Source organism: Prochlorococcus sp. G4PB17 (assembly GCF_059772445.1).
Map to the genome: position 1 here is coordinate 21,649 of NZ_CM186288.1, position 13,505 is coordinate 35,153.

The window sequence follows — 13,505 nt, forward strand, 5'->3', positions numbered from 1 at the left end:
GTTTTAAAAAGTTTCTGAGCAATAAAGACCTCTTACGTACATAGAAAGGACCTCAGCATCACCTTCGCTTATATTCTTTTGAATTGAGATTTTCTGAATAGATTTTCGTGAACTAGCTGAAATGTTTTCTTTATTTAGTTTTCTGAAACTTTCACACATAGAAGTTGCTTCATCAGGATTCCTTTTTACACCCTCAAGAAGTCTTGATTGAGCCATTGCAACTTGACTGATTCCAAATGATGTAAATATTAAAGTGATTAGTAAACCATTCATTTGCGTTAGTTTACCCAGTTTCTTTTGGATTATTAATATTCTATTACCTAATGGTTCTTGGGTAAATTAAATAATGTTTTTTTTCGCTTTCTCTATTAAAAAGTGAGCTTTTTGTAGATCTATTATTGGAATTCTTCCTGTTCGAAGAATTCGTTCAAAGCGTCCAGTCTTTTGAACTAGCTCTTGAGGAGTAAGTCTTGAAATGGCCTTGTTAGAACTTAATCCCGAGTGCATCAACAAAGCAGCTTCGTTAAGTTGAATATCTAAAGTACATATAAAATACGCTATGCATTTCAGTCTTTTTAGATTTCGAACACTACCCAGACTTCCATAGATTAGATCATTTATTTCTTCATCACTAATAGATAATAAAGAATCCCATGTATTTATATTATTTGATAAGAGTATTTTTTCTTCTTGATAAAAGTTTTTAGGAAGATCTTTCAATAATGACTTATTATTCATAAGTCTCTAATGAGGTGATTTCTTCAATATCAGCTTTATCCAATAAATATTCTCTTTCAGGATAATTCCTGTCTGGTAATTCTATTATCTTTGATTCTTTTAAATCATTTATTAATTCACCTAGAATAATTGGTTTACTTATTCCATCACCAGCTGATTCTATCTTTCTGAGCCTGACTTTCACCTGAGCGCCATTTCTTCCGCCCCCTTTCAAATTACCAGCTATTTGTAACAATGTTGGTTTTATAGCTTCTTCAGGGAAATCATTTGATGCTTGAGCAACAACTAAATCGAATCCATTGTCATAAACGATAGGAGCATATTTGTAACCTTCGACATTAAACGGAGGAGTATAACTTTGCTCAAAGGCCCAGCAACTAGCAGATAGTAAAAGTGTGAAAATTGTTGTCCCAGTGAGTCGAAATTTAATGCTCCAGTTAAATAAATAAGCCAAAACAGTCAAGACGCCAAGTCCTGAGCCTCCCCAGGCTAGCCATTTCGTAACATCTTGGATAACTTCAATCATCGACATAGGCTGGTTTCTCCTGAATTGATTCTTTATAGTTTGTTAGCTCCCCCAAGTTTGAGAATAATGTTTCATGGGAGATGAGTGGAGTTCTAAAAGATTAAAACGGTGGGGACTTGCTGGAACCTTTGCGGCGTTGGGTGGTGCTTTGATTTGGAGTGGCGCAGATCTACTTGTAGATAGAACTATAAGCCGCTTTTCTCCACAAATAGAAAAAACATTATCTAATTCATTAGGCCACCCTTTAAAAATAGGTTCATACAGGGGGCTTAGACCATGGGGGATTGAGTTAGGGCCAACAAGGCTACTTCCAGGTATTAAAGATTCTTCTTCAGTTAATATTTCAAATTTAACAATTAAATTTGCTCCTTTTGCGAGTTTATTTAATTGGCAACCAGTTGCAATATTTAATCCAAAAGGAACAGAAATTATATTAAACAAAAATAATTCTGGTTCGTTTTGGGTCGTTCCCCAGAATGATAATCCTAAAAAAATCAACCTTCAACTAAAATTTAATTTAAAAGAACCAACCAAAATTGTCTTTAATACTGGGGATACGACATTATTAGCTAAAGGTAATCTATCTTTAAACCTTGGTGAGAAAAAGATTTATGGTGCGATTAATCTAGACTCTAAAAAACAAGGAAGCCTCTCTCTTTCTGGAAAGGGTTATTGGGATGGAATTGAATTTCAAACAAAAGTAAAAATTAATAAACTTAGTCTTGGTATCTTTGAGGGGATTTTAGGAAATAATTCTAATATTATTACTAGAGGAAATATAAATGGAAGTTTAAAATTTGGAGTTAAGAAAGGTTTGCTAAGATGTAAGGGTGATTTATTGTTTAATAATTTAATTCTGCGAGCAGGGCCTCTAAGTGATACCTTATCTACAAATAATTCAAAAATAAAATGTGATAATAATAAACTTAGGTTGATTGATTCTAAATGGAATTATGGATATTGGGATATATCTAATTCATTTGAAATGCCATTTTATAAAAAAGACAAAACTTATATAGATTCAGTAACTACTATAAAAATTAAAGATTTTGATCACAAACCACTTTCTTTAAAATTAAAATTACCAATTTCAGTAGTTGGTAGAAAATTTATTCCTGGAGAACTTAATGCTGATTTTAATTTAGAATCTTTTCCTTTGGGTGCTTTAAATCCAATACTAAATGCATCATTATCGGGAAAATTAAATACAAAAGGTGATTTTCAGGGTCCTTTATCTTCTCTGAACTCTACTATTAAACTCTCCCTCGAAAATCCACAAGTTAACGGTATCCGATTAAGGGAAAACTGGAGTGGTTCTTATACTCGAATTCCAAGTGAAAAGAAATGGGGTACTTTGAAAATGGAATCAGAAGGTGCTGCTATCCCTGGGGATCTTATTGTTAACTTTGATAAGGATGGTAATTTTAATGATTTAAATCTAAATAGGTCAGGAGGTAAAATAAGTCTAAATCCAAAATCAAATACTTTTGAATGGGATGCAAATAAATTCAGATTAGATCGAGTAGAAGTGGCTTTCCCGCCAGAGAAAAGTTTTAAACGAATCTTTGGGGAAGTTTCAGGTAGCGGAATATTTTCTCTTGATCCATTATTTCTTAATGGTGATTTGAATTTAGATTATTTTAGATTGTTAGGTTTTAAATTAAAAAAGGCAAGCATTAAAGGTCAAATTAAAAATTCAGAAACTAATTTAAAAGGTGAAATATTACCATCTGAAAATGGAAGGATTAAATTTGAAATTAATAATGGGTCCGAATTTTCTTTGTTAGCTCAACTGAAGGATGTAAGTTCAAGTTGGATTGCCGCTACCGCTTTAGAGTTTCCTAAATTAGGATTGAAGTATTCAGATGCAATTGGTAAGGCTGAGGATTTAGAAAAATTTATAATTGGTTATCCAAATAGTTCTATAGATAGTCAGTTAGAAGCTTTAACTAGGTCTCAGGATTCATATAGAGAAGAGATTTCTAAGATTAATAATGAGACCATTATTAATCCTTATGATCTTAATGGGAATATTAATGCTGATATTAAATTAAGTGGGCCAAACCTAACTGATTTAAATTTAGAAGCTAAAGCCTTTGGAAAGGCTTGGACAAATAAGATGAAGATTATAAACTCCAATGATATAAGACCCTTTGAAGCAAGTTTTAATGGGAATTTGGCTTCAGGTATGGGAGATTTTTCTTTACTTAATTTTAATTTTTCATTATTATCTTTAGTTGCACCAATACCTTCATCAGTTGATGGTTATTTTGGTTTAAAGGGTAAATATAGTTTAGCTAATGCAACTCCACAAGTTACAGCAGATTTAATTATTAAGGATACAGTAATTTATAACAGAAATATTATTTTAGATAATGGAAATATATTATTTAAAGAGAATAATCTTGAGTTTGATATCAGTCTAAGGGATAAATTTTCGACAAATCCTGTTAAGTTAGCTGGAAGTTATCCATTAATTAGTACCATCCCTATTGATCTAAAGGTCGAAAGCCATGGAGATGGGTTGGCTTTTTTGACTGGGCTAACTAAAGGGAATGTCTCTTGGAACTCTGGGACAGCTGATCTAAGCTTATTGATTAGAGGAACCCCTGCAAAACCGGTTGCTAATGGGTTTTTGGTTTTAAAAAATAATGAGCTGCTTTTTCAAGATAAAAAAATTAAAAATTTAAATAGCACAATAGTTTTTGATTTTAATCGACTTGAAATCCGTAATCTCAATGCAAATATTGGAGCTAACGGTATCATTAACAGTAAAGGCGGAATTTCGTTATTTGATTCTCAATTAAGTGAAACTGAGCCATTGGCTCTTTCTATAGAAAAAACACGTATTAAAACGGCATATACTGACATAAGCGCTTCATCTGAAATTGTTGTTAAGGGATCTATTTTGAAACCTCAATTAGCAGGTGAAGTCTTTATTTCAGAAGGTTCAATTTTTGCTAAAAGAGCTAATAATCCAGGTAAGACTACTTCTAAAAAATCGGATCGTTTGAGAGATTCTAAGGTGAAAATAAGTCGTATTTTACCAGAACAAAACTGGAACCAGAGAGAACCCCTGGTTTTATTTATTCAAGATGAAGATGCACCAGCAAGTCGAATAGTTAGTGCTGGTTTGCCTAATGGATTTGAATCACTAACCTTTGACAATTTAAAGCTCGTACTTGGCCCTTCATTGCGATTGGTTTCTCAACCTTTGGCAAGCTTCGAAACAAATGGATTCCTTCTCTTGAATGGCCCTTTTGATGAGACTCTTGATGTTAGTGGAGTTATTAAACTTGTAAGTGGCTACGTTAATCTCTTTACGACTACTTTTAATTTAGATCAAAGTGAACCTAATGTAGCCGTATTTGTACCATCTATGGGCTTGGTTCCATATGTTGACGTAACTTTGAGAAGCCGTGTTCCAGATAATGTTAGAGATGTAAGTAATTTTTCCTCTAATGGCATGGCATCATTTGGTATTGGAGGATCTCGTTTCGTAAATGTCGAAGTGACGGCTTCTGGACCTGCAGATCGCATTAGTGAAAATTTTCAATTGAGAAGTACTCCATCTTTAGGAAGAAGTGAGTTGATAGGACTTCTAGGAGGTAATTCTCTTGCAAATCTAATAAGTAGCGGGGGAAATGGTGATGTGCTTGCGAGCTTTTTGAATAGATCTTTTGCTTCGTACCTTCAAGGCAATATCAATGGTTTTTTAAGTGATAGGCTTCAAGTATCATTGTATCCTGCATATATAAATGGATCAGATTCAGAGGATGATACTAGTGATAGTAGTTCTTCAAGTACTGATCAGGAAGATACTAATCTGCCAAGTCAACAGGCATGGGTGACAGAAATAGGAGTTGACCTTAGCGATAAAATTAATTTCTCAGTTCAGGCTGCTCCTAACAGACAAGATATTCCACCAAAGGGAAATATTACTTTTCAAATGAATGCCAATGTAGGCCTACTAGGCTCGTTTGATAAGAATGGGAATTGGCAAAGTCAGCTCCAACTCTATTTTAGATATTAAATAAATGAATATTTGAATAAAAATAATTTAATTAAAAAATGCTCAGTTAGATAGATTTTTATCATCTTTTATTGCTTGATTAGCCATTAAAGGAATATTTTAAAGATAGTGAAAAATTATTTTGATTAAATAGTTTATCTAAATCAAATGAGTACAACCTTTTCAGTTCCTGATCCTACGCCCCAGCTAATAAAAGTAGCAGAGAGTGCAAAAGAAGCTTCTATTTTGCTTGGTCAATCCACTAATGAACAAAGGTGTGAGTCTTTGACTGAAATGGCAAATGCATTGAATGATAATGCCGATGAGATATTGAAAGCAAATATTCAAGATCTTGAAAGATCAGAAAAAGAAGGGTTGAATAAATCACTTTTATCAAGACTTCAGTTAACAAAAACTAAACTCAAAGGATGCATTGACGGGGTTCTAAAAGTTTCAAATCTTGCAGATCCAATAGGTAAAAGACAACTTCATAGGAAATTAGATGAAAACCTTATTCTTGAGAGAGTGACAGTTCCATTAGGAGTCTTAGGAGTGATATTTGAATCGAGACCAGATGCGTTGATACAAATTGCATCTCTTGCTGTTCGTTCTGGTAATGGAGCTTTATTAAAAGGAGGAAGTGAAGCAAAAGCCACAAATCAAGTAATAATGGATTCTCTTGATAAGGGGTTAAGCAAATCAAATGTGGGTTTGGGAGCGTTGTCTTTGCTCACTACACGTCAAGAAAGCTTAGGTTTACTTCGTTTAGATCGGTTTGTGAATTTGATAATACCTAGAGGTAGTAATGAGTTAGTCCAATTTATTCAGGAAAATACACGTATCCCTGTCTTAGGACATGCTGATGGAATTTGTCATTTATATGTAGATAATTCTGTTGATCTTGATAAAGCTATAAGCATCGCTTTAGACAGTAAGATTCAATATCCTGCTGCATGTAATGCAATTGAGACATTATTAATTCATGAAGATGTTGCCGAGATGTTTTTGAAAAAAGGCTTGCCAATTTTTTCTGCTTCAGGAGTTACTATTAAGGGAGATGCAAAGAGTCAATCGTTAGGGGTGAAAAACAAGGCTAATGAAGAAGACTGGTCTACAGAATATCTTGATTTAATTCTTTCAATAAAAATTGTTCGTAACGTAGACGAAGCTATTGAACATATTCGTAAATATAGCTCTCGTCATACTGAGGCGATAGTCACTGATGACAAGGAGGTTGCTGAAAGATTTTTAAGTTCGGTTGATAGTTCAGGTGTTTACCACAATTGCTCTACGCGGTTTGCTGATGGTTTCCGATACGGTTTTGGAGCTGAAGTTGGGATAAGTACTCAGACTCTTCCACCAAGGGGACCAGTTGGATTGGAAGGCTTAGTTACCTATCGCTACTATCTTAGAGGTGATGGTGATCTCGTTAAGGACTTCGCTTCTGGAGATAGAAGTTTTTCTCATATTGATCTACCATTATGAGCCAGTTTAATAATTTGAGTGCAATTCATATAAAAGACTTAAATCTATGGGCCCATGTAGGTGTTTTAGAAAGTGAGCGAATTCATGGTCAAAGCTTTCTTCTTGACATCAGTTTTTGGTTGGATTTGGATGAGTCCTCCAAGCTTGATCAATTAGATAAATCAATAGATTATAGCGAAGTAATTAAAGCAGTTAAAAAACTTTCATTTGAAATCAAATGCTTAACGATTGAATATTTTAGTGATCAAATTTTGAATCTTCTAGAGTCTCTATATGGTCCAGTTCCAATTCATATTCTGTTGACAAAATGTTCGCCACCAATACATGGATTTACTGGAAGTGTTCTAATCGAAAAAAAAAGGAATTTCTCATTTCCCATTAATTAATTGGATAAAAATAAAAGACCAATTTTTCTTGTTCATGGTTTGTGGAACAATCCTAAATTATTCGAACAATTAATAAAAAAAATAAAAGAAGATGATTATGAATTGTACAGACCACATTTGCCACATCAATATGGGAAAACATCTCTTAGGCATTTAGCTCGAGATCTTGGTTCTAAGATTGAGGCATTAGTGGGTCCCGAAATCGAAATAGATATTGTTGGTTTTTCAATGGGTGGATTAATTAGTAGATTTTGGTTGCAAAATCATGATGGTTTTTTAAGAACTAAACGTTTTTTTAGTATTGGTTCCCCTCATTTTGGTACTTATACCGCTCAAATGATCCCTTCCTTTTTGATGCCAGGTATTGCAGAGATGAAAAGAGGAAGTAGTTTATTATCTCAATTAAATAATGACTTGACTTCCTTAGAAAAGGTTGAGTGTACAAGTTTTTTTACAAAATGGGACTTGATGTCATTCCCAGGCTGGCAAGCAAAACTTTCTTGTGGGAATTCTTATCACTTACCTGTATTGACACATAAACAATTGATAACAAATTCTAGATCTCTAGATATTTTAGCCAAAAAGATTTTTAGTAATAGCTAATTAAGACCACTATGTCTTATTAGAGCTTCAGTAGAGGGAAGTCTTCCTCTAAATTGTTTGAAAACCTTATTGGGTGAACGACTACCACCAAGACTAAGAATTGAATCGCGATATTTTTTACCAATCTTTCGGACTTTATCCTGATTAGCAAGGCCAGCCTCTTCAAATGCGGCAAAAGCATCAGAACTAAGTACTTCAGCCCATTTATAAGAGTAATATCCAGCAGCATAGCCACCAGCAAAAATATGACTGAAGGCACAGAGAAATTGATCTTCTGGAATAGGATTCATCACCGTTGTATTTTTTGCGATTTCTCGTCGTAACTCATCTGGGGAAATTTCTAAATCTGCATTCCATTGACTATGGAGTTTTAGATCAGTAAGAGCAAAATGTATTTGTCTTAAAGTCGCAAGCCCAGAATTAAATGTTCTGCTTAGCCTCAATTTATTGATTTCCGATTCTGGTAATGGCTCTTTTGTCTTCCAATGTATTGCTATTTCGGCAATTGTTTGATCCTCTAAGCACCAGTTTTCCATGAATTGGCTTGCTAATTCAACAGCATCCCATTCAACGTTATTAATACCAGCTGCTTGAGGGTAATTTACAGTTGTCAGCATATGTTGTAGCCCATGACCAAATTCATGAAAGAGAGTTTCTACTTCTTCGAAACTCATCAGACTGGGTTTGTCAGCAATAGGAGGTGTTTGATTGCAAACTAAATAGGCTACCGGGAGAACGATATCATCTTTCGTTTTTTGATTTCGGCACAAACATTCATCCATCCAGGCACCTCCTCTTTTTGTCGCAGGACGACTGAAGGGATCTAGATAGAAAGATGCAATTTTCTGGCCATCTATATTTTTAACATTGAAGAAACGAACATCTTCATGCCATAAAGGCGCTGTGTTACTCGCTTCTTCAATGTCAATTTCAAAAAGTCTTTTGCACAAATTGAATAGACCACTAAGAACTTGATTTAAAGGAAACCATGGCCTGAGTTTCTCTTGGTCAAGATCGTATTTCTCTTTGCGTAGAACTTCAGCCCAAAAACTTACATCCCATGGAGATAGCTCAAAATCTTCGTTTTCTCCATTTCTTTTGGCACACTCACGAAGATGTATAATTTCTTTTTCAGCATGTGGCATTGCAGCCAATCGTAATTCTTCGAGTAACATCTCAACAGCTTTTTCATTATCAGCCATCTTTGTAGCGAAACTAATTTCACACCAGTTTTTATACCCCAACAGTTTTGCCTGTTTGTTTCTGAGATCAAGAATTTCTTCAATTATTTTTTTGTTATTAGTCTTTCCATCGCTAGCTCTACTTACAAAGGCTCTGTAAACTTTCTCTCTGATAACTCTATCTTTTGCATAAGTTAAAAAAGGAATGTACCGAGGCAAATCTAAGCCAACTCTCCATGGCCCATTTAATGCTGATGGATCATTGCCTTTTTCATCTTTGTCACCAGCTTCCTTTGCCGCAAGAGCCAACGTTTCAAGTGCTCTTTCAGGTAGTCCCTCGACTTCTACCTCGTTTGTTAATAAAAGACTCCAATTCTTAGTCGCATCTAAAACATTATTGCTAAATGTAGTTGATAATTCAGCTAATCGCTCACTGCGAGAATTAAATAGTCCTTTTTCAATAGCTTCTAGACCAATTCCTTTGTTTTTCATAGTTATTAGTTCTGTCTCAATTATTCTTATTTGTGTTTCATCCTTTATGTTTCCATGCTCTTTTAAATTTGAGAGCGCCTTGAAAATGACTTCGTTTTGAGCAAGCTGGTTACTAAATCGAACGATTACAGGTTGCTGATTTGAATGAACCTCTCGTAGCTCAGTGGAATTACATACAGCATTCAGATGACTTACAACCCCCCAACTCCATCTAAGCTTTTCACCTATTTCATAAAGTTGAGGCATTACATCCTCCCAACTTAAAGAGCTTTTGGTTCGTAATTGTTTTTCGAGTTGTTCTTCTAGTTTATTTAATTTTTCATTTAGTTCATTTATCAGTTTTGGTATATTTTCAGTAATCTCTTTGGGGGTGATTTGATTGTAATCAGGAAGACCTTCACCTTTCAATAGTGCTGTTGGGTTAATTGAAGTCATTTTTTTGATTCAAAACTAACTGATTGGTATAAGGTTATTGGTTATTAATGATTGTGCGAGAGCATTTGTTGATGCCTCATATAAATCGATAGCTATCCTTGGCCAAAAACCAATTACTAATGTAGGAACCAAGAGGCTTAAACCTATTGAAAGCTCTCTTGCATCCATTTCTTTTACTATTGATAAGGCAGGTATCCTAGGGCCAAAGAATACTCTTCTACACATTGAAAGAAGATAGATAGGGGTTAAAACTAGTCCAATAGCTGCTAAAAGGATTGTTATTGCTCTAAATAACGAAGTGAATCCTTCTTGACTAGTTATTCCTAGAAAAACGGTGATTTCACTGATAAATCCACTCATACCTGGTAAGGCAAGTGACGCTAAAGAACTGGCCAAGAAGAATGCAAAAGTAATTGGTAAAGCCTTTGCTAGACCGCCCATGTTGGGGATTGAAAGAGTATTGGTTCTTTCATAAAAACTTCCAGTAACAAAAAACATTGCGGCAGCAATTAGTCCATGGCTAATCATTTGGAGCATTGCTCCACTGATTCCAAGTGCATTAATTGCTCCAATCCCAACAAGAACAAAACCCATATGACTTACAGAACTGCAGGCTATGCGCCTTTTTACATTGTCTTGAGCAAATGCATTTAGAGCACCATAAATAATATTTACTATCCCAATGATGATTAGAGCTGGAGCAAGTATTAAATGAGTATCGGGTAAAATTTGGACGTTAAATCTTATTAGAGCGTAACCTCCCATTTTTAATAAAACACCAGCTAATAGCATTGAAACAGGTGCATTTGCCTCCCCATGAGCATCTGGCAGCCAAGTATGAAGTGGAAAGATAGGAAGCTTTACTCCAAAACCAATTAAAAAACCTAAATAACAAAATATTCCAAAATTCCCAGTCAAAGATTTGGCTGCTATTTCACTTAAATTAAAGGTAAATTGATCTCCTGAAAGGGCTAAAGCAAGACCACTAATTAATATCAAAAGTGAAGCCAAAGCTGTGTAAAGGATGAATTTTGTTGCTGCATATAGTTTTCTTTTCCCTCCCCAAATAGCAATCAAAAGATAAACAGGAACCAGCTCAAGCTCCCAAGCTAAAAAGAATAGTAAGAAATCTTGTGATAGGAAAACTAAAGCCTGAGCTGAAGCTTGAATCAGTAACAAAGCAAAGTAAAGCCTTGTTTTTTGTTTTACTTTCCAACTTGCAGCTGCGGACAAAAAAGTGATTAGCCCGCTCAGAACTACTAATGGTGCAGATATTCCATCAACTCCTAATGACCATTCGAGACCTATTGAAGGAAGCCACTTAAGTCTTTCAACTAACTGCAGACTTTCGCTACTTGGATCAAACAAATTGGCAAAAGCCAATAAAATAATTAGAAAATCAGCTAATAAAATTACTAGGGCTATATTTCTTGGCAGATTAGTATTTTTACTTTCTTGGGTTGGGAGGAAAGGCATTATCAATGCTCCAACTATGGGTAAGAGCACAATGAGTGAAAGCCATGGAAATACTGTCTGAGAATCGATACTCATAGCCAGATTGGCATCCAAGATTTGGGGCACGTTAGCCATAAAGCTATCAGTTTTTGTTCGTTTTCATGAGTAGAACTATCCAAAAGTGTTTGAAATGCATTCACTACCTCTTAGTTGGAGGCTCATCAAAGGAGCACGACTTGCTACACCAGAAGCTTCCCAGGCTTTTACCATGGCGACACTTACATCTCGCCCTTTAGTGGCTTTACACAATGCAAGGATGCTTGGACCTGCCCCGCTAATTGCACATCCTAAAGCTCCGGCTGCCTTCGCTGCCTCTCTTACCTCCAAACCACCCTTAATCAATCCCCATCTATAAGGCTCGTGAAGCTTGTCATGCATTCCATCAGCTATAAGATCCTCATTCCCAGTCCTTAACCCCTGAAGTAAAAGCGTAAGTGCTCCTAAATTGATAACTGCATCATTTACTGGAATGTGCTCAGGCATGACTCGTCTCGCTTCGCTTGTACTAAGGCGAATAGAGGGAATAGCTACTACTGCTTTTATGGATTGATCCCATTCGCAGCGAACCACACGCCATCTATCAGTTGAAGTTTTAGCTGTTACGCAAAGACCGCCTATTAATGATGGAACAACATTATCTGGATGCCCTTCAATGTCTATGGCTAGTTCTAATAACTTTTCTTTAGGCAATGGATATCCGGCAAGTGCATTAGCTCCGACAAGACCTGCCACAATTGCAGTGGCGCTGCTCCCAAGCCCTCTTGCCGGTGGAACGGCTAACTTTACTCTTGCCTCAAGTGCAACAGGTTCTATACCTGCTGTCCTCCAGACTCTTTGCGCAGCTCGGTAAAAAAGGTTTTCAGGGCCACCTCTTAAATGATTCCCTTCAGTGCTCTCCATTATCAATTCAAATCTTTCTCCATTGCCCTCAATTCTTCTAATTGTGAAATGATTGGAAAGATCTAATGCGGCTCCAAGGCAATCAAACCCTGGACCAATGTTGGCGGTAGTAGAAGGAACCTCCACTACAACAGTTTGTCCTATTTTTGGCGGCCCCATGTTTTTATCCTTTAGCTAAGTCTCCCATTTGATTCGGCACTTAAGCGTGCTCTGCAAGCTGAACTGAATAATGTCGCTTCTGGATCTTTAAGAACAATCAATGGGATTTCCTTTAAATAAGTTTGAAAGCGACCCTTATTACTAAATGCATTTAGGAAGTTAGAAGAGTTTATTCCATCGAGGTTTTTTGTGGCTGTTCCACCTGAAATCCATAAGCCTGAAGAGCAAAGCTCTTGTAAAGCAAGGTCTCCAGCTGCAGATCCATAAGCATTTAGCCATAGTCGCAAAGCTTCGGACATTAATTTGTCACCGTTATTTGCTTTTTCCCATACAAGTGCAGGTAAATCTACAAAAGCTGATTTGTCACTATCCATTTTTTTTAAGATTTCCTGAAGTGGATGGTTTTCATTTGTTGGATCATCCAATTTCCATCTAGCAATCATTCCAAGGCCAGTCCCACTCACTATTCTTTCAATGGATACTCTTTGAATACTTAACTTCTTTTTTAGCCATTTGACTAATTCCCATTCGTTTTCTGTTCTTGGGGAAAATTCCCGATGCCCCCCTTCACTTGGAAATATAAAAATGCTTTTAGGTGTAATTAATCCTCTGGACATTCCTAAGCCAGTACCAGCTCCGATAATTGCAACTAATTCTTGGTTGGTTTTGGTCTCAGGATTTAATGTTCCTTGGATTACTTCATATTGGTCATTTTTGAAAAATGGAATCCCATATATTAAAACTGAAAAATCATTTATTAATTCAATATTATTTATTTTAGAAAGCTGAGATAATTCTTCTGTTTCTATATACCAGCCTAGATTTGTAATCTTAACTTTATGATTATTTATTTGTCCTGCTACACCAATACAACCATATTCAGGGAGTGATATATAACCTGGTAAATGTTTAATAAAGTCTTCAAATATTGAGTAGAAAGATTTCCATTCTGACGAAATATAGTACTTCTCAAATAGTTTTTCTGGATAGTTCTCGTTTGAATAAATAGCTAATATTGTTTTAGTCCCTCCAAGGTCTCCAGCAAGTAAATTCATTAGGTATTAAAATCGTTT

At 35.5% G+C, this 13,505-nt stretch carries 11 protein-coding genes; 4 read left to right on the forward strand and 7 right to left on the reverse strand.

The window, feature by feature from the left end:
* Positions 1-3: 3 nt before the first annotated feature.
* The 3 genes from AC6EJB_RS00115 to AC6EJB_RS00125 all read right to left on the reverse strand — a co-directional run bounded on the left by AC6EJB_RS00115 (position 4) and on the right by AC6EJB_RS00125 (position 1,264).
* Entirely contained in the window at positions 4-273 is a 270-nt protein-coding gene (locus AC6EJB_RS00115; RefSeq protein WP_498491591.1) for a DUF8664 family protein, read from the reverse strand.
* Between the two features lie 66 nt (positions 274-339).
* Positions 340-738 (reverse strand): DUF4332 domain-containing protein, encoded by a 399-nt coding sequence (locus AC6EJB_RS00120; RefSeq protein ID WP_498491592.1) that lies wholly within the window; start codon positions 736-738, stop codon positions 340-342.
* A complete protein-coding gene (locus AC6EJB_RS00125) occupies positions 731-1,264 on the reverse strand; it encodes a Ycf51 family protein (protein ID WP_498491593.1) in 534 nt (177 codons plus the stop codon). Before AC6EJB_RS00125 ends, AC6EJB_RS00120 begins: the two co-directional genes overlap by 8 nt.
* A 73-nt stretch (positions 1,265-1,337) precedes the next feature.
* Here AC6EJB_RS00125 and AC6EJB_RS00130 point away from each other — a divergent pair, with 73 nt between their 5' ends.
* From AC6EJB_RS00130 to AC6EJB_RS00145, 4 genes are all read left to right on the forward strand, one after another.
* On the forward strand, positions 1,338-5,297 hold the full coding sequence (locus AC6EJB_RS00130; protein ID WP_498491594.1) for a translocation/assembly module TamB: 3,960 nt from the start codon (positions 1,338-1,340) through the stop codon (positions 5,295-5,297).
* A gap of 147 nt (positions 5,298-5,444) precedes the next feature.
* Entirely contained in the window at positions 5,445-6,761 is a 1,317-nt protein-coding gene (locus tag AC6EJB_RS00135; protein ID WP_498491595.1) for a glutamate-5-semialdehyde dehydrogenase, read from the forward strand.
* Positions 6,758-7,147: a dihydroneopterin aldolase gene (locus tag AC6EJB_RS00140; protein ID WP_498491596.1), complete on the forward strand. Its 390-nt coding sequence runs from the start codon at positions 6,758-6,760 to the stop codon at positions 7,145-7,147. Before AC6EJB_RS00135 ends, AC6EJB_RS00140 begins: the two co-directional genes overlap by 4 nt.
* Entirely contained in the window at positions 7,148-7,750 is a 603-nt protein-coding gene (locus AC6EJB_RS00145) for an esterase/lipase family protein (RefSeq protein WP_498491598.1), read from the forward strand. It begins immediately after the preceding gene.
* Here AC6EJB_RS00145 and AC6EJB_RS00150 read toward each other — a convergent pair.
* From AC6EJB_RS00150 to AC6EJB_RS00165, 4 genes are all read right to left on the reverse strand, one after another.
* Positions 7,747-9,858 carry a M3 family metallopeptidase gene (locus AC6EJB_RS00150; RefSeq protein ID WP_498491599.1) on the reverse strand — a complete coding sequence of 704 codons (2,112 nt, stop codon included), beginning with the start codon at positions 9,856-9,858 and terminating at the stop codon, positions 7,747-7,749. The genes AC6EJB_RS00145 and AC6EJB_RS00150 overlap by 4 nt on opposite strands.
* 15 nt (positions 9,859-9,873) lie before the next feature.
* A complete protein-coding gene (locus AC6EJB_RS00155; RefSeq protein WP_498493050.1) occupies positions 9,874-11,409 on the reverse strand; it encodes an NAD(P)H-quinone oxidoreductase subunit 4 in 1,536 nt (511 codons plus the stop codon).
* Between the two features lie 75 nt (positions 11,410-11,484).
* Positions 11,485-12,432 carry a homoserine kinase gene (gene thrB / locus AC6EJB_RS00160; protein ID WP_498491601.1) on the reverse strand — a complete coding sequence of 316 codons (948 nt, stop codon included), beginning with the start codon at positions 12,430-12,432 and terminating at the stop codon, positions 11,485-11,487.
* Positions 12,433-12,443: 11 nt separating this feature from the next.
* Positions 12,444-13,487, reverse strand: coding sequence for a glucokinase (locus tag AC6EJB_RS00165; RefSeq protein ID WP_498491604.1), 1,044 nt, complete (start codon positions 13,485-13,487; stop codon positions 12,444-12,446).
* Positions 13,488-13,505 lie beyond the last annotated feature (18 nt).